Raw genomic sequence first — 16,757 nt, 5'->3', positions numbered from 1 at the left:
CGATCTCTCGTTAGCGGGAGGCGAATTCTACAGCGTTACACGCTGCTGTCAACACCTCATTTCCTGCTTCGATGACTTGAAGCTGACACTGCCGAAAACAAATCCAACTCATTGAAACTCAAGGAGTTTTCCGTTTCGACTGCGCCGGAAGTGGGCGAATTATAGGCCGTTGGAATTCTGAGTCAAGCATTAATCAAAACTATCGCATTGCGAAGCTTTATAGATAGAAAGCACTCTCAAAGTGCGCACTATATTGCACATATCTCATTACTTAAGCATTATGCCTGCCTTTAGACCTCCTCTGCCAGGCACTCTCCTTAATGACAAAGCTCCCCCATAGCCTCGTAGCGACGCTATTCCCTGTTGGCTTGCTGCTAATCGCCATGGCCTCGATCCAGTCCGGCGCGTCGCTGGCAAAAAGCATGTTCCCCATTATCGGGGCCCAAGGAACAACCAGCCTGCGCCTGGCATTCGCCAGCATTATCATGCTGCTGATCCTGCGACCATGGAGAGCCAGGCTCACCGCCAAGTCCTTGAAGACCGTTATCGTTTACGGGATAGCCCTGGGAGGGATGAATTTCCTCTTCTATATGTCCTTGCGCAGCGTTCCACTGGGTATCGCCGTGGCCCTGGAGTTTACCGGGCCTCTGGCAGTCGCCATTTATACCTCCCGCAGGCCCATCGACTTTATATGGATAGGCCTGGCTATCACAGGTCTGCTGCTACTCATACCTTTTGGCGAAAGTGCTCAGGGTATCGACCCTGTCGGCGCGGGTTACGCGCTAAGCGCCGGGGTCTGCTGGGCACTGTACATTCTATATGGGCAAAGGGCCGGCGCTGACAATGGGGTGCAGACTGCAGCTTTAGGCGTGATTATTGCTGCACTTTTCTTCGCGCCTATCGGCGTGTACCACGCCGGTGCCGCATTATTGACCCCCGGCCTGATTCCGATAGCCATTGGCGTAGCGCTATTGTCTACCGCCCTGCCCTATACGCTGGAGATGATTGCCCTCACACGCATGCCTACCCGCACATTCGGCACGCTTATGAGCATAGAACCGGCATTTGGAGCACTGTCAGGGTTGTTGTTTCTGAATGAGATCCTTTCATTTACACAATGGATGGCCATTTGTTGCATCATCATGGCTTCCATTGGTGCGACCTTGACGATGCGCAACCACACAACACCCGTTGTAGCTGACAAAAAGCCTGCTAAATGACTCAGTTCTGGCAATTGACTCTCATTTAGAGGATGTTTGTCACTCGTGAATCACTTGGGATGATTCCGGATAAGGATATCCACAGCAGCCATGGAAAATGGCCATCGAATTGTGCATCCCGTAATCCGGCACAAACGCTTTAAGGACAGGAATGAAACGAATTTTGGTAGCTTTAGCCGTACTTGCTGTAGCCGGCTGCGCTGCAACCTCGGAAACCGCCGTCAAACATGGCAAAAGAGGCTTGCATATCAATTGCTCTGGATTGTCCTCATCGTGGAACAAGTGCTACGCCGAAGCTGACAAGGCTTGTGGCACCAAAGGCTACCGAGTCATCGCCAAATCAGGCGATGCTGCCGAAGAACCAGGGGATTACCCGTTCGGGCTGAACCCGGCGGGCTATACCAGCCGCAGCATGATCGTTATCTGTAAGTAGTCACCGGGCCTTGTGGCCATGCAGTCAGATGACCCAGCTGCATGGCCGCAATATCAGGCTGTAATCGAAAGCGGTGCCGTGCGCTCCAGCAACCATTCAAGAACCGGCCCCTCAAGCAGCGGGCTCAAACGCTCGCGAACCTGGGCGTGATAAGCATCAAACCACTCCAGCTCCTCTCGGCTCAGCAATGACGGTTCCAGACAACGGGTGTCAATCGGACACAGTGTCAGGGTCTCAAACTTCAGGAATGTCCCGAACTCCGAAGCCCCCGCCTCACGGTTCAATACCAGGTTCTCGATTCGCACGCCCCAGCGCCCCGGGCGATAGGTGCCAGGCTCGATCGAGGTAATCATCCCCGGCTGCATTGCCGTGTGTGGTGCCGCAGCTGCCTGGTAGGCAATAACCTGAGGCCCTTCATGCACATTCAGGAAATAGCCGACGCCATGCCCTGTGCCATGGCCATAATCGACGTTCTCGGCCCAAATCGGTGCCCGGGCAATCGAGTCCAGCAAAGGTGACAGGATCCCCTTGGGGAATTGAGCCCTGGAAAGTGCAATGACCCCTTTCAATACACGGGTACAGTCGCGCTTCTGCTCAAGGGTTGGCGTGCCCACAGGGACCATGCGCGTAATGTCGGTTGTCCCGCCCAGGTACTGCCCGCCCGAGTCGATCAGCAGCAGGCCATCGCCCTCGATCACTGCATGCTCTTGCTCGGTTGCGTGGTAATGGGGCATTGCACCATTGGCATTGAAAGCAGCGATGGTATTGAAACTCAGCGATACAAACCCCGGGCGACGGGCACGGGCAGCGCTCAGATGCTCATCAATGGTCAGTTCAGTAATGCGCTCGCGCCCCAGAGCTGTTTCCAGCCATGCGAAAAACTCACAAAGAGCAGCGCCATCCTGCTCCATGGCCTGACGGATATGGACCGCATCATCAAGGCTCTTTTGCGACTTGGCCAGGGTGGTCGGGTTCAAGCCTTCTACCAGTGTTACCTCAGCTTGCAGATTGCCGAGCAACCCGCAGGTCACGCGGGCAGGATCCACCAGCAAGCGGGTTGCCGCCGGCAAAGATGCCAGCGCAGCATTGATCCGGGCGTAATCACGCAGATCAACACCGTCACGGGCCAGTGTGTCACGCAACTCGGGGCTGACTTTATTCAGGTCCAGGAACAGGGTTGCCCGCTCTTGCTCGATCAACGCAAACGACACGAACACCGGGTTGAAGGAGACATCCGAACCGCGCAGGTTGAATAGCCAGGCGATGTCATCCAGGGTTGCAATAAAGTGAGCATCCGCTTTGCGCTGCTTGAGGGTATCGCGTAACTGCGCCAGTTTTTCTACGCGACTGACCGTTGCTTGCGGGGGCAAGTGCTCGTAAATTGGCTGCACAGGGAGTGTTGGCCGATCCAGCCAGACCTCGCTCAGCAGGTCAATATCGGTACGCAAAACCGCACCGCGCTCCTTGAGTTTGCTTTCGAGCGTACGCGCGGAGGCCAGCGCGAGAACCGCACCATCCACGCAAACGGTTGCACCTTCGGGCGCCTGTTCGGCCAGCCACTCCAGAGGGCCAGGCTGGCCTGGAAGCAACTTGACCAGTTCAATGGTGCTGCCCGTGAGCTCCTTGGCAGCCTGCTCCCAGTAACGGCTGTCAGCCCATACACCAGCAAAGGTGGGCGTCACGATCAAGGTGCCAACAGAGCCGTAAAAGCCCGACAACCATTGACGGCCCTGCCAATACGCAGGCAAGTACTCCGAAAGATGGGGATCGGCCGAGGGCACCAGCAAGGCATGAATACCATTCTGGTTCATCAGCACCCGGGTGCGGGCCAGACGCTCCACAACCGATCCCGAATTCAACGACTGAGTACTCATCCTGTCTCCTGCTAATCACTGATAATTATTAGTTGTCGCCCATGATGATGGCTCAGCGACTAGGACTGGGCAACCGCCCAGAACGGTGCAGGCGCAGCGACAGATGCCTTGATCGCTTTTGCTGCAGCCTCTATGTCCTGCTCGCTGGTAAAGCGGCCAAGACTCAGGCGGATTGTTCGACCCGCCTTTTCTGCATCATGCCCTAACGCCAGCAACACATGGGAGGGTGCATTACTGGCCGAGTTGCACGCCGATGTGGCCGAATACGCCAGCGCAGCACTCAAGGCTGCGGTGTTGAAATGCCCTTCGCTGAAGGTCAGGCTCAAGGTATGGGGAATTCGCCGGGTCGGACACCCATTACACTGTAGCCCCGGCACATCAGCCAGTTGTTCCAGCAGACGCTGACGCAAGCTGCGAATATGCTCCTGCTCCTCGGCAAATGACTCGCTGGCCAGGGCAAAAGCAGCACCCATGCCTGCAATCTGATGCGTAGCCAGGGTTCCCGAGCGCAGCCCGGATTCATGACCACCGCCATGTATCTGCGCCTGTAGCCGGTCCTGTGCTCGTGGCCCTACATACAAGGCGCCGATCCCTTTGGGACCATAGATCTTGTGCCCCGAGAAGGACATCAGATCCACCGCCCACTCACCGAGGTCAATGGCCACCTTGCCTGCACCTTGTGCGGCGTCGACATGGAACAATGCACCATGCTCGCGCACGCGAAGCCCGATACCCGGAATGTCATTGACCGTACCCAGTTCGTTGTTGACCAGCATCAGCGACACCAGCAGCGTGTCTGCCCGCAGCGCGGCACTGACCTGCTCGGCACTGACAAGCCCGTTGGCATCGGGTGCCAGATACGTCACTTCAAAGCCCGAACCCTGCAAAAAGCGCGCGGTATCCAGTACTGCCTTGTGCTCGATCTGGCTGGTGATGATATGGCCACGGGACTGGCCACTGGCCTGAGCCACACCCTTCAATGCAAGGTTGTTGGACTCGGTTGCACCCGAGGTCCAGATAATCTGTTCTGGTTGCGCGTTGATCAGTTGCGCGACCTGCTTGCGCGCCAGTTCTACCGCAAGCCGGGCTTGCTGACCAAACACATGGGAACCCGAAGCAGGATTGCCAAAGTTGCCTTCAAAGCCCAGGCAATCGACCATCACCTGAATGACACGAGCGTCCACAGGCGTGGTGGCCGCGTAATCGAAATAAAGAGGTCGCTTGTTCATTGTTCAAACCCACTGTGCGCATTTCGGAATCAGGCAGTGCCTGATTCAAGGATAATGAAGCCACTTGAAAATGCGGCGGTTAGAAATACCCGATCGAGCCAGGTGAAAAAAGATCTGTTTAAAAGAAAAACCGTAGGAAAAATCCCAAATTCAGGTCATCTGCAATGCAGGGTCTTATAAAGCGCTAAAAACAGGTCACGGCGCAAGTCCGATATGCAATATCGATATATAAATATGGAATTAGGTTAGTTTACGGAATAACAAAATAACTTTATAAAGCTGCCTTCGGCTTTCCTTTTGTGGGCAGAGCCCCTGTTAAAAGGAGCTGTCAATGCAGCTTTTAACATTACCGGCCACCCCGGCACTGGCCACGTCTATCCGCGCCACCGCTCAGGTTTTTGAAGATCCCGCGTCCAGGGCCCTGCTGGCGCACTTGCAACAAATCGCCCCCAGTGATGCCAGTGTGCTTATCATTGGCGAGACCGGCACGGGCAAGGAATTGGTTGCGCGGCATATTCATCAGCTCAGCCACCGTCACCAGAAGCCATTTGTGGCTGTCAACTGCGGCGCGTTTGCAGAATCACTGGTTGAAGCCGAGTTGTTCGGCCATGAAAAAGGCGCGTTTACCGGCGCACTGGCCGCTAAAGCCGGCTGGTTCGAAGAGGCAGATGGCGGCACCTTGTTTCTGGATGAAATCGGCGATTTGCCGTTGACCATTCAGGTAAAGCTGCTGCGCGTCCTGCAGGAGCAGGAAGTGGTGCGCCTGGGTTCACGTAAAAGCACGCCAATCAACGTGCGCGTACTGGCCGCCACCAACGTTAACCTGGAGCAGGCTATAGACGCCGGTCATTTCCGGGAAGATCTGTATTACCGCCTGAACGTGGTCAGCCTTGGCTTGCTGCCGTTGCGCGAGCGTCCGGGGGATATCCTGCCGCTGGCCAGACATTTTCTTAAAACCTATCGCCAACGCCTGCCCCACGGGCCAACAGCCCTGAGCGAGTGCGCCGAACAGGTACTTGTCCACCACCCCTGGCAGGGCAATATTCGCGAACTGGAAAACGTCGTACACCACAGCCTGCTGCTGTGCCGCAATCAAACCATCACGGTGCAGGATCTGCGCTTGCCCCAGCCGCGCAGCAGACGTCAGGACTTCGCCGCACCGCAACCCGCCACACACAGCACACGGGACCTGTTGCAACGGGCCTTTCGTAAACTGTTCGAAGAGGAGCCCGGCGCCCTGCATGAAACCGTTGAAGACACCCTGTTGCGTGCGGCTTATGAGTTCTGCCATCACAATCAGGTACACACGGCCAAGCTGCTGGGTTTGAGCCGCAACGTCACCCGCACCCGCCTGATCAAGCTCGGCGCACTCTCAGTCAATACACGACGGGTGGAGGCGGACGCCCTCGCCTATTGATAGTCACATCAGCAGTGCCTGACGATAGCTGTAAACGGTTTGCCCATCGTTTAAAGCGACGTTGGGCTATCGGCAGGCAAAAGGTCTATCGCCGCTGTTCACGCTTATGGGTAAGATGACGTCCTTCCCGCGCGTCTGCGCTGTACGTCCTGCCGAATTAAGTCGATCCCATGCCTTTTGAACTCAGCGTAGATTTGACCACCCTCGCCATTCTGGCTGCCGTGGCTTTTGTTGCCGGATTTATCGATGCCATTGCCGGCGGCGGAGGCTTGCTCACCACCCCTGCCCTGCTCACCGCAGGCTTGCCGCCCCATCTGGTGCTGGGCACCAACAAGCTCAGCTCGACATTCGGCGCGGCCACGGCAAGCTTAACCTTCTACCGACGCAAGCTGTTCCACCCCCGTGAATGGAAGCTGGCCATTTTCGGTACCCTGGCTGGTGCTCTGATCGGGGCAACAGTTGCCCACTACATGCCCGCCGAGTGGCTCAACAAGATGCTGCCGGTGATTGTCTTCGGTTGCGGGCTCTATCTGCTGTTTGGTGGCACACCAAAAACCCCCATCGACAACGATGCACCGATCAAAAAGAAATGGCAGTTGCCTCAGGGCCTGGGCCTGGGTTTTTACGATGGCGTAGCCGGGCCGGGCACCGGTGCGTTCTGGACCGTCAGCAGCATGCTGATGTACCCGATCGATCTGGTGAAGGCCAGTGGCGTGGCCCGCAGCATGAACTTCGTCAGCAATATTGCGGCGCTGTCGGTGTTTATCTTTTCCGGGCATGTGGACTGGGTGATCGGCCTGACCATGGGCTTTGCGGTGATGGTCGGGGCCTTCTTTGGCGCCCGCAGCGCCATCAGCGGCGGCGCCAAGTTCATTCGCCCAGTGTTTATTACCGTAGTGTTGGGCCTGACCGTACGCCTAGCCTGGCAGCACTGGTTCGGCATGGCCTAAGCGCCTGGCCACATACAAGTCGATGAGATAGCGCGCAATCGAGCGCGACGCCGGCAACGGCGGCAGCTGGTGCACATTGAACCACTGCGCGTCTTCTATCTCATCGGCCTGGGGCACGATCTCACCGCCTGCATACTCTGCGTGAAACCCCAGCATCATCGAGTGCGGGAACGGCCAGCACTGGCTGCCCACATACTGGATATTCCTGACCTCAACCTGCACCTCCTCTCGCACTTCGCGGATCAGGCAATCCTCGGCCGACTCGCCCGGCTCGGCGAAGCCTGCCAGAGTGCTGTAGACCCCCGATACAAAACGCGGCGACCGGGCCAGCAGTACTTCATCACCACGGGTAATCAACACGATCATGCTCGGTGAAATACGCGGATAACTGCGCAAATCACAGGGGGCGCAAAACATTGCCCGTTCCCTCGGCACCTGTGTCATCGCCTGGCCGCAACTGCCGCAAAAACGATGCTCGCGAGCCCAGGTGCCGATTTGCGCGGCGTAGCCCAGCACCTTGTACAGGGTGTGATCGTCGCCCAGCATAAAGGCGCGCAAGCCTTGCCAGTGGCAACCCTCAACCTGAGCCGCGCCATTGAGCTCCAGCAGATACACCGGCTCACCGTCGAGGTGACCTATGCCATGCTCGGCCATCACCGGCAGTTCCTGGCGCTTGAGCCATTCCCGGGGAAACAGCGGGCCATTGGCATCGAGCAAAAACCCGTCCGGGCCGCGCGCCACGACCCAGCCGCCAGTCAGGTCTGTATCCAGTACTGCCGTGATCCAACGCGGTGTCATCAAATGATCCTTGTTCAGGTTACAAAGCCATCAATCCACAAACTCGGGTTTTTGCTTGGTCATATGCGCCGTCATCGCCAGTCGCAAATCACTGGACTGGAGCATTGCCGCGTTCCAGGTGGCGACATATTCCAGACCGTCATCCACGCTGTGATCGCGCATATAGCTGATCATCCGCTTGGTTCCGGCAATGGCGATGGGTGATTTACTGGCGATTTCATTGGCTATTGCCATCACGCCATCCAGCAACGCTTGCTGATCACTGTACACCCGGTTGACCAGGCCAATTGCCAGAGCCTCTTGTGCCGCAACCATACGGCCGGTATAGGCCAGTTCACGAAGCATGCCATCACCGATAATACGCGGCAGACGTTGCAGTGTACCTACGTCGGCGGCCATGCCCATGTCGATTTCCTTGATCGAGAACTGCGCGTCCTCGGCGGCATAACGCATGTCACAGGCTGCAATCAGGTCGATCGCCCCGCCGATGCAGTAGCCCTGAATTGCCGCCAATACTGGCTTTCGGCACTGGTCAACGGCGTTGAACGAGGCCTGCATCTGCAGGATCTTGCGCCGCAGCATGCGGGCATTGCGGCCCACGTCCTTGCCCATCTCATTGGCCACCGAGGCCAGTAGCATCAGGTCGATACCAGCTGAAAAGTGCTTGCCCGCACCACTGAGCACCACTACCCGCACAGCGTCGGTTTCATCGATCCACTGGAAGATCTCGATGATCTCGGTCCAGAAGGCCGCGTTCATCGCATTGACCTTTTCAGGCCGGTTGATCTGAACGTGGGCGATGCTGCCTTTTAACTCAACCTGAAAAGCCTGGTAGTCGGACATAACCTGAATCCTTTGTAGGGCGCTGTCGCCGCTCAATGAACGGCGGACTATAACAAGCCTTGCAGGCCCCAGGCAGGCCGCGATTACGCCAAATTACGGACAAAATGACCTGCCTGAATATCCTTAACGTTGCAGGATAAAACCCTCAATGGCCTGGGCAACGCCGTCTTCAACGTTACTGCCGGTGACCAGCATCGCCTGCTCGCGAATCTGCGCATCTGCCTGGCCCATGGCAATCGATAGCCCGGCACGCTGGAACATCGCCGGATCATTGCCGCCATCACCGATTGCAACTGTACGCTCAAGGGGCACACCCAGATGCTCGGCCAGGGTAACCAGGGCATCGCCTTTATTGGCCTGGAGCGCAGTGATATCCAGGTAACGAGCCTGCGAGCGGCTGGCAGATGCCTCCCCGCTCAACAACTGTTGCAATTGCTGTTCAAGCTCAACCAGCAGCGGTGCGTTACTGGTGGTGGCGACGATCTTGTCCACCCGGCGCAGGTACGGCTCGAAACTCTCAACCACCAGCGGCGCATAACCCAGGCCCTGCTGTTCATGGGCAACCATAGGCCCCAGCGGGTCGCGCAGCAGCCAATGATCATCAGCAAATAGCCAAATTTCGACGTCATGCACGGCCAGCAAGGCCAGTGTCTTATGCACGGCTTCGTAGGGCACATGATGGGACTGCAAATAGCTGCCATCGGCGTTGACCAGCACCCCGCCATTGAACCCGGCAGTCGGCAATTCAATACCTAATTGCTTGATAAAATCGCGCATGGCCCGTGGCGGCCGGCCGGTAGCTAGGGTGAAATGAATGCCTGCTGCCTGCAGTGCCTTGACTGCCGCCAGGTTACGCGGGCTGATGCTGTGATCAGGCAGAAGCAAGGTGCCATCCATGTCACACAACACCAGCTCAATCGGGTTTTGCTTCACATCACTTATCCTATGTTGAGCCAGACACGACCGTCGCGAGCCAGCAACTCTTTAGCTGCCTCAGGGCCGTCTTCACCTGCCTTGTAGGGTTGCACGTCGGATTGTTCGCGCCATGCATCCAGAAAAGGCTGCACACCGCGCCAGCCGTTTTCAATATTGTCCGCACGCTGAAACAAGGTCTGGTCGCCGGTCAGGCAATCGTAAATCAAGGTTTCATAGCCTGTAGAAGGCTGCATTTCGAAGAAGTCCTTGTACGCAAACCCCAGTGCGATATCTGCCATGTTCAGCCCGGGCCCTGGCTGCTTCGCCTGAAGGTCAAACCACATGCCCTCGTTGGGTTGAATCTGGATCCGCAGATAGTTGGGCTTAACACGTTCCACTTCGGTATCGCGAAACTGCGCATAAGGCGCCGGTTTGAAGCAGATGGCGATTTCAGTATCGCGGGCGCTCATGCGTTTGCCGGTGCGCAGGTAAAACGGCACGCCGACCCAGCGCCAGTTGTCGATCATCACCTTGAGCGCGACAAAGGTTTCGGTGCTGCTGTCCGCCGCCACATTGTTTTCTTCACGATAACCCACGACCGGCTTGCCGCCGGACTCACCCTGGGTGTACTGGCCGCGCACCGAGTTTTTCAGCGCATCTTCTTTTGACCAGGGGCGGATGGCGCCAATTACCTTGGCCTTCTCACCGCGCACCGCATCCGCCCCAAAGGCGGCCGGCGGTTCCATCGCCACCATCGCCAGCAGTTGAAACAAATGGTTCGGCAACATGTCGCGCAAGGCGCCGGTGTGTTCATAGAAACTGCCGCGTGTCTCGACCCCGACGGTTTCGGCCGCCGTGATCTGCACATGGTCAATGTAATGATTGTTCCAGAAGGCTTCGAACAGCCCGTTGGAGAAACGGCTGACCAGGATGTTCTGGACGGTTTCCTTGCCCAGATAATGGTCAATCCGGTAGATCTGCTTCTCGCTCATGACGCTCAGCAGGCACTCGTTCAGTGCCTGGGCTGTTTGCACGTCAGAGCCAAAAGGTTTTTCAATGACTACCCGGCGAAACGCACCCGGGGTTTCCTTGAGCAACCCGCTGGCGCCCAGCCGCTGCACCACTTCGCTGAAAAAGCGCGGTGCAGTGGCCAGGTAGAACACCGCATTGCCCGTGCCGCTGGCGATGATTTTCTGTTCCAGCGCCGCGTAGGTGCTGTCATCCAGAAAATCGCCCTGCACGTAGCTGATGTTCTTCGCCAACGAGGCCCATAACTCGGCATTCAAGCCGTGCCCGTCAGGATGATCCACTTTACTGGCGGCTTCATTGCGAATGAAGTCCTCCAGTTTTTTGGCAAAACCTTCATCACTGATCGCATTGTGGTCAACGCCCACAATGCGCAGGCCATCGTCCAGCAAACCATCACGACTCAAGTTGTACAGCGCGGGCATCAGCAAGCGCTTGACCAGATCACCGTGGGCACCAAACAGAAACAGTGTGGTGGACGGCGCAGGCTTGGCGTCGGGTTTACTGGACAGGTCGGTCATTTTTTAGGCGTCTCCACATGGCCGCCGAAACCAAAGCGCATGGCCGACAACAATTTGTCGCCATAGAGGCTTTGCTGGCGTGAACTGTAGCGGGCAAACAAGGCCTGCGACAATACCGGCACAGGTGTCGACTGCTCCATGGCAGCCTCGATGGTCCAGCGGCCTTCACCGCTGTCTGCCACCGCGCCCGAGTAGCCATCCAGCGGTTCATCAGTGGCCAGGGCATCGGCGGTCAAGTCCAGCAACCAGGACGAAACCACGCTGCCACGGCGCCAGACTTCGGCGATATCGCCCAGGTTCAGGTCAAAACGCTGCTCTTCAGGCAGGTTTTCACCGCCTTTCATCTTCATCAGGTTGAAGCCTTCGGCGTATGCCTGCATCAAACCGTATTCGATACCGTTATGCACCATTTTCACGAAATGGCCAGCACCCGCCGGGCCAGCATGGATATAACCACGCTCGGCACGGTCATCGTCAGATGTACGATCCTTGGTGCGCGGGATATCACCCATGCCCGGTGCCAGAGCGGCGAACAACGGGTCCAGGTGTTTCACGACAGCGCTGTCTCCGCCGATCATCATGCAATAACCGCGCTCCAGGCCCCACACGCCACCCGATGTACCGACGTCAACGTACTGAATGCCTTTTTCGGCCAGCGACTGCGAACGACGAATGTCATCTTTGTAGAACGTGTTGCCGCCATCAATGATGATGTCATCGGCGTCCAGCAGTTCGCTCAAGGTCTCGATGGTGTCTTCGGTCGGTGCACCGGAAGGCAGCATTACCCAGACAGCACGGGGTTTGGCCAGGCCTGCGACCAGCGCTGGCAAATCGGCAACGCCGGTGGCGCCTTCCTGTTCCAGCGCGCTGACAAAGTCGGTATTGCGGTCAAAAACCACGGTTGTATGCCCATTGAGCATCAGACGCCGCGCGATATTCCCGCCCATACGGCCCAATCCAATAATTCCCAACTGCATGTACTGTTGCTCCCAACGACAAAATAAATAGGTGTACAGCACCTTAGTGCAGCATTGCCCAAGGCGCCCGGTCAGGATCAGTCCTGACACATGCTGCATAGTTTCGCACAAGCGGGAGTGCAGATTCCCGATTCAATACACTCAACAGACGGACGAAGCCGTAAAGACTGCAAAATTCATAAACATTCGGCTCGCTGACAACCCCGAACCAGCCCCGCAAGCCCTTTCACGGGTAACAAAGTTTTCACATTGCCTTAGTAATACTTAAACACTTTGTGACTGCTCACTCTTGAGGCAGTACTCATGTGCTGTGCCTGGCTACAGGGCACGGACCATTCAAGCAGTTATCAGCTGGAGCGCTGTATGGGGATGTTTAAACGCAGTAACACATCTGCGAAGGGATTCGACTGGGCAGGCCTAGGCTGGCTGTTCCTGTTCTTCTGGTATTTTTCCGGCATCACCCAACTGCTGATCCAGCTGACCGGCACTTCCGGGTTTTCCGGGTTTCGCCAAGCCTTTGTAATGAGCGCCATCTGGCTGGCGCCAATGCTGATGTTTCCCAAACACACGCGGGTAATGGCCGCGGTCATTGGTGTCGTGCTGTGGGCCTGTTCGATGGCCAGCCTGGGTTACTTCTTTATCTATCAGCAGGAGTTCTCGCAAAGCGTCATCTTCATCATGTTCGAATCGAACATCTCTGAAGCTGGCGAATACATGACCCAGTACTTTGCCTGGTGGATGGTGCTGGCATTCCTGGCCCATAGCGCATTGGCCGTATTCCTGTGGACTCGCCTGCGCCCGGTGTACTTGCCCCGCGTGCAAGCCTGGGCCGCAGCCGTCGCCATTCTGCTGGCCGTTATCGGCTACCCGCTGATCAAACAGACGATCAAGCACGACACTCTCGCTTCGGCGATGGAAAGTTTTGAAAGCCGCGTAGAACCCGCCGTGCCGTGGCAGATGGTAGTAGCGTATCGCCGCTATCTGGAACAACTGGACAATATGCAAGGCATGCTCGCCAGCGCCAGCCAGATCCCGCCCCTGACCAACCTCAAGGACACCGAGGCTGGCAAGCCGACCACATTGGTCCTGGTCATTGGTGAGTCCACCAACCGCCAGCGCATGAGCCTCTATGGTTATCAGCGTGAAACCACGCCAAACCTCGACAAATTGCGCGATCAACTGGCGATTTTTGACAATGTGGTCACTCCGCGCCCTTACACCATCGAAGCCCTGCAGCAGGTGCTGACGTTTGCCGACGAAGAAAACCCTGACCTGTACCTCAGCACCCCGTCACTGGTCAGCGTGATGAAGCAAGCCGGTTACAAGACCTTCTGGGTCACCAACCAGCAGACCATGACCAAGCGCAACACCATGCTCACCACCTTCTCCGAGCAGGCTGACGAGCAGGTTTACCTGAACAACAACCGCAACCAGAACGCCCGTCAGTATGACGGCGACGTGATTGCGCCCTTTAACAAGATCCTGGCCGACAGTGCTCCGCGCAAATTGATCGTGATCCACTTGCTGGGTACGCATATGAGCTACCAGTACCGCTACCCGCCAACCTTCGACAAGTTCGTCGACCGCACCGGCGTGCCGGCCGGGCTGAACGACGATCAGGTACCGACCTACAACAGCTACGACAACGCTGTTTTGTATAACGATTTTGTGGTGTCGAGCCTGATCAAGGATTTCGCCAGGACCGACCCCAATGGCTTTTTGCTGTACCTGTCCGACCACGGTGAAGACGTGTTCGACTCGGTCGGCCACAACACCCTGGGCCGCAACGAAGCCAAGCCGACAGCGCCGATGTACACCATTCCGTTTATGGCCTGGGCATCGCCAAAATGGCGTGAAAGTCATGCATGGAATTTCGCCGGCGACCTCGGCCGCCCTTATAGCAGTTCGCAGTTTATCCACACCTGGGCTGACCTGGCGGGCCTGAGCGCCAACGAACTGGACGACAAGAAAAGCCTGGTCAGCAATCAGTTTGTCGCCCGTCCGCAGCTGATCGGCGACCCCTACTCGCACCCGCAAAAGGCCTTGATCGACTTCAGCCTGATCAAGCCCAAACACCCCGCTCCGGGCAACGTAGCTCAGCAATAAACAACCTGCGGGGCGCCATTGGTGCCCCGCAGGTTTTCAGACACAAAAAGCACAAATAATTCCCATTTGCCTTAACTCGCCTGCTTGTCGTTCGTTTGAAGCTCTAGACAACTTCATAACAACGACAAGGAGTCGGCAGCGATGTTCGCGCCAATCACCCGTTCCATGACCCTCACCCTCGGCCTTATCAGCAGCGCCGTAAGCCCGCAATTGCTGGCCGATACCGAACAGGATGAGGTCGAAAAAACCACCCGCTCACTGGAGTTGGGCACCACCAGTGTTACTGCCCAGGGGTTGGGGGCTACTACAGAAAATACCGGCTCCTACACCACGGGTTCGACCAATACCGCGACCAAACTCAACCTGAGCATTCGCGAAACCCCACAGTCGATCTCGGTCGTCACCCGCCAGGAGATGGACGACTTCAACCTCAACACCCTGACCGAAGCCATGCGCCATACCACAGGCATTGTGGTGCAGCACAACGACTCGGACCGGGTCAGCTACTCGTCCCGCGGCTACACCATCAACAACTTCCAGATTGACGGCATGCTCAACACCTTCAGTTTTATGAAGACCGATGCCGACACTATCATTTACGACCGTATTGAAGTGATACGCGGCGCCACTGGCCTGACCACCGGCGCGGGCGACCCGTCGGGCACCATCAATATGATCCGCAAACGCCCTACCCATCAGTGGCAGGCCAAAGCTGGCGCCACGGGCGGCAGTTACGACGACTATTACAGTTATGTCGATGTGGGCGGCCCGCTGGCCTTCGACGGCCGCCTGCGCGGGCGTACCGTGCTGGCCTACCGCGACAGCAAATCGTTTCGCGATAACTATGCCATCAAGCGCGAAGTGGCCTACGGCATTCTGGAGGCCGATCTGACCGACACTACCATCCTGGCAGTGGGCTACGACTACCAGGACAAGCAGGTCAAGGGTTCTTCCTGGGGGACTACGCCCTACTGGACCGGTTCTGGCGAAAAAGCCGATTTTGGCCGTTCAACCAACCTGGCCACGTCATGGAGTTCATGGCCGATGAAGGATAAAACCGCCTTCGCCACCCTTGACCAGCAATTGGGTAATGACTGGCACCTGAAAGCGGCCTACACCCATCGCACCAGTGACGCTGAAGGCAAGGTCTATTACGCAGGCGGCGGTTTCCCCAATGCCGATGGCACGGGCATGTCGGCCTACGCCAGCCATTTTATCGGCGAAGAGCAAATGACCGCCGTCGACGTCAATATCTCGGGTACTTACCCGTTGTTCGGGCGTGATCACGAATTGATGGTGGGTTACGGCCAGGCCAAGAACGACAACACCTCGCCGCTGATGGTTGACCTCAACCCGGACGACTACTACAACATTCCAAACTGGCAGGACATGAACGCTATCCCCAAGTATCAGGACTTTGATACCGGTATTGAAGGGAGCCATGACGTCATTAAACAAAAATCCGGCTATCTGGCCACACGCTTCAACCTGACCGACCAATGGCATGCCGTGCTTGGCACCCGGTATGGCAGCTGGAAAAGCTCCAACGCCGCGACTGCGTTCGTGACAGGCAATGCAGGCGCCCTCAATCAGACAAAGGTCACCCAGACCCAAAACGACATAATTACGCCTTACGCCGGGGTCTTGTATGACTTCACCGACGAATTGACGGCTTATGTGAGTTACACCGACATTTTCAAACCAACCACCAACAAGGACGCCAGCAACTCATATCTTGAGCCGGTGGTGGGCAGTAACTATGAACTGGGCCTGAAGGGCAGTTTCCTGCAAGAGCGCCTCAACCTGTCGAGTGCCGTGTTCTGGAGCAAGCAGGACAATGTGCCGGAAATCGACGATTCAGTGCCTCGCGGCCCCAAGGGCGAGGAATATTACAAATCCGGCGGCAAGGGCAACAAGATCAAAGGGTTTGAGGTTGAGCTGGCGGGTGAGGTGATGCGTGACTGGAACATGCTCGCGGGTTACACCTACACCCATTCACGCAATGCTGCAGGCCAGCGCATGAACACCGCAGCGCCGTTGAACCTGTTCAAGATCTCCAGTACCTACCGCCTGCCGGGTGCTTGGAATGCCATGACCGTGGGTGCGGCCGTCAACTGGCAAAGCGATATCTACCGTGCAGCCAATCGTCCTACCGGCGAGAAAAACGCCAAAGGCAATCCGATCACCTTCAAGGAGGACATTACCCAGAAGTCCTACACCTTGGTCGATCTGATGGCCCGCTACCGATTCGACGAGCATGTTTCGGCCTCGATCAACGTCAAGAACCTGCTCGATCAGAAGTACTACGAAAACGTCGGTTTTTATAACGGTGTGTTCTGGGGTGACCCGCGCACGGTGAGTGTTGGCCTGGAGTGGACACTCTAAACGAGCGCAAACCTTGTAGCCGCTGACGGGCTACGCGAGGCTGCGTTCGACGACGCAGTCGTC

13 protein-coding genes are annotated in these 16,757 nt (G+C 56.9%); 6 read left to right on the top strand and 7 right to left on the bottom strand.

From position 1 onward, the window contains the following. Positions 1-320 precede the first annotated feature (320 nt). Together rhtA and ACZRMH_RS08160 are read left to right on the top strand one after the other, a co-directional pair. Complete coding sequence (rhtA, locus tag ACZRMH_RS08165; RefSeq protein ID WP_464012972.1) at positions 321-1,220, top strand: threonine/homoserine exporter RhtA; 900 nt, start codon at positions 321-323, stop codon at positions 1,218-1,220. Between the two features lie 151 nt (positions 1,221-1,371). Then, on the top strand, positions 1,372-1,653 hold the full coding sequence (locus tag ACZRMH_RS08160) for a hypothetical protein (RefSeq protein WP_464012971.1): 282 nt from the start codon (positions 1,372-1,374) through the stop codon (positions 1,651-1,653). A 53-nt stretch (positions 1,654-1,706) separates the two neighbouring features. Here ACZRMH_RS08160 and ACZRMH_RS08155 read toward each other — a convergent pair whose 3' ends face one another. Both ACZRMH_RS08155 and ACZRMH_RS08150 read right to left on the bottom strand, forming a co-directional pair. Continuing rightward, complete coding sequence (locus ACZRMH_RS08155) at positions 1,707-3,527, bottom strand: aminopeptidase P family protein (RefSeq protein WP_464012970.1); 1,821 nt, start codon at positions 3,525-3,527, stop codon at positions 1,707-1,709. A gap of 59 nt (positions 3,528-3,586) precedes the next feature. Beyond that, the gene (locus tag ACZRMH_RS08150; protein ID WP_464012969.1) at positions 3,587-4,756 is read right to left on the bottom strand and encodes a cysteine desulfurase family protein; all 1,170 of its coding nucleotides are present in this window, start codon (positions 4,754-4,756) and stop codon (positions 3,587-3,589) included. Positions 4,757-5,087: 331 nt separating this feature from the next. On the opposite strand from ACZRMH_RS08150, the gene ACZRMH_RS08145 reads away from it, so the two are divergent. Then, complete coding sequence (locus tag ACZRMH_RS08145; protein WP_464012968.1) at positions 5,088-6,173, top strand: sigma-54 interaction domain-containing protein; 1,086 nt, start codon at positions 5,088-5,090, stop codon at positions 6,171-6,173. 170 nt (positions 6,174-6,343) lie between these two features. Continuing rightward, positions 6,344-7,123: a TSUP family transporter gene (locus ACZRMH_RS08140; protein WP_464012967.1), complete on the top strand. Its 780-nt coding sequence runs from the start codon at positions 6,344-6,346 to the stop codon at positions 7,121-7,123. Here ACZRMH_RS08140 and nudC read toward each other — a convergent pair. From nudC to gnd, 5 genes are all read right to left on the bottom strand, one after another. Next, positions 7,091-7,921: an NAD(+) diphosphatase gene (gene nudC / locus ACZRMH_RS08135; RefSeq protein ID WP_464012966.1), complete on the bottom strand. Its 831-nt coding sequence runs from the start codon at positions 7,919-7,921 to the stop codon at positions 7,091-7,093. The two genes, ACZRMH_RS08140 and nudC, sit on opposite strands and share 33 nt — an antisense overlap. 30 nt (positions 7,922-7,951) lie before the next feature. Beyond that, positions 7,952-8,764 (bottom strand): crotonase/enoyl-CoA hydratase family protein, encoded by an 813-nt coding sequence (locus ACZRMH_RS08130; RefSeq protein ID WP_464012965.1) that lies wholly within the window; start codon positions 8,762-8,764, stop codon positions 7,952-7,954. 123 nt (positions 8,765-8,887) lie between these two features. Then, positions 8,888-9,706, bottom strand: coding sequence for an HAD family hydrolase (locus ACZRMH_RS08125; protein WP_464012980.1), 819 nt, complete (start codon positions 9,704-9,706; stop codon positions 8,888-8,890). Beyond that, entirely contained in the window at positions 9,703-11,226 is a 1,524-nt protein-coding gene (gene zwf / locus ACZRMH_RS08120; protein ID WP_464012964.1) for a glucose-6-phosphate dehydrogenase, read from the bottom strand. The genes ACZRMH_RS08125 and zwf overlap by 4 nt, the downstream gene beginning before the upstream one ends. Then, the gene (gnd, locus tag ACZRMH_RS08115; protein WP_464012963.1) at positions 11,223-12,203 is read right to left on the bottom strand and encodes a phosphogluconate dehydrogenase (NAD(+)-dependent, decarboxylating); all 981 of its coding nucleotides are present in this window, start codon (positions 12,201-12,203) and stop codon (positions 11,223-11,225) included. Before gnd ends, zwf begins: the two co-directional genes overlap by 4 nt. A gap of 363 nt (positions 12,204-12,566) precedes the next feature. Between gnd and ACZRMH_RS08110 the strand changes: the two genes are divergently transcribed. Beyond that, the gene (locus ACZRMH_RS08110; RefSeq protein WP_464012962.1) at positions 12,567-14,309 is read left to right on the top strand and encodes a phosphoethanolamine transferase CptA; all 1,743 of its coding nucleotides are present in this window, start codon (positions 12,567-12,569) and stop codon (positions 14,307-14,309) included. A 141-nt stretch (positions 14,310-14,450) separates the two neighbouring features. Next, positions 14,451-16,694, top strand: a complete 2,244-nt coding sequence (locus ACZRMH_RS08105) for a TonB-dependent siderophore receptor (protein WP_464012961.1) — start codon at positions 14,451-14,453, stop codon at positions 16,692-16,694. Positions 16,695-16,757: the final 63 nt, after the last annotated feature.

The organism is Pseudomonas sp. B414 (genome assembly GCF_055408445.1).
The sequence above is the reverse complement of the archived record's forward strand: the minus strand, read 5'-3'. Positions and strand labels throughout refer to the sequence as shown.

Coding starts and splice junctions, on each gene's coding strand:
- ACZRMH_RS08145 (WP_464012968.1), top strand. CDS start 5,088: ATGCAGCTTTTAACATTACCGGCCACCCCGGCACTGGCCACGTCTATC.
- ACZRMH_RS08110 (WP_464012962.1), top strand. CDS start 12,567: ATGGGGATGTTTAAACGCAGTAACACATCTGCGAAGGGATTCGACTGG.
- gnd (WP_464012963.1), bottom strand. CDS start 12,203: ATGCAGTTGGGAATTATTGGATTGGGCCGTATGGGCGGGAATATCGCG.
- ACZRMH_RS08105 (WP_464012961.1), top strand. CDS start 14,451: ATGTTCGCGCCAATCACCCGTTCCATGACCCTCACCCTCGGCCTTATC.
- nudC (WP_464012966.1), bottom strand. CDS start 7,921: ATGACACCGCGTTGGATCACGGCAGTACTGGATACAGACCTGACTGGC.
- ACZRMH_RS08155 (WP_464012970.1), bottom strand. CDS start 3,527: ATGAGTACTCAGTCGTTGAATTCGGGATCGGTTGTGGAGCGTCTGGCC.
- ACZRMH_RS08160 (WP_464012971.1), top strand. CDS start 1,372: ATGAAACGAATTTTGGTAGCTTTAGCCGTACTTGCTGTAGCCGGCTGC.
- ACZRMH_RS08140 (WP_464012967.1), top strand. CDS start 6,344: ATGCCTTTTGAACTCAGCGTAGATTTGACCACCCTCGCCATTCTGGCT.
- zwf (WP_464012964.1), bottom strand. CDS start 11,226: ATGACCGACCTGTCCAGTAAACCCGACGCCAAGCCTGCGCCGTCCACC.
- rhtA (WP_464012972.1), top strand. CDS start 321: ATGACAAAGCTCCCCCATAGCCTCGTAGCGACGCTATTCCCTGTTGGC.
- ACZRMH_RS08130 (WP_464012965.1), bottom strand. CDS start 8,764: ATGTCCGACTACCAGGCTTTTCAGGTTGAGTTAAAAGGCAGCATCGCC.
- ACZRMH_RS08150 (WP_464012969.1), bottom strand. CDS start 4,756: ATGAACAAGCGACCTCTTTATTTCGATTACGCGGCCACCACGCCTGTG.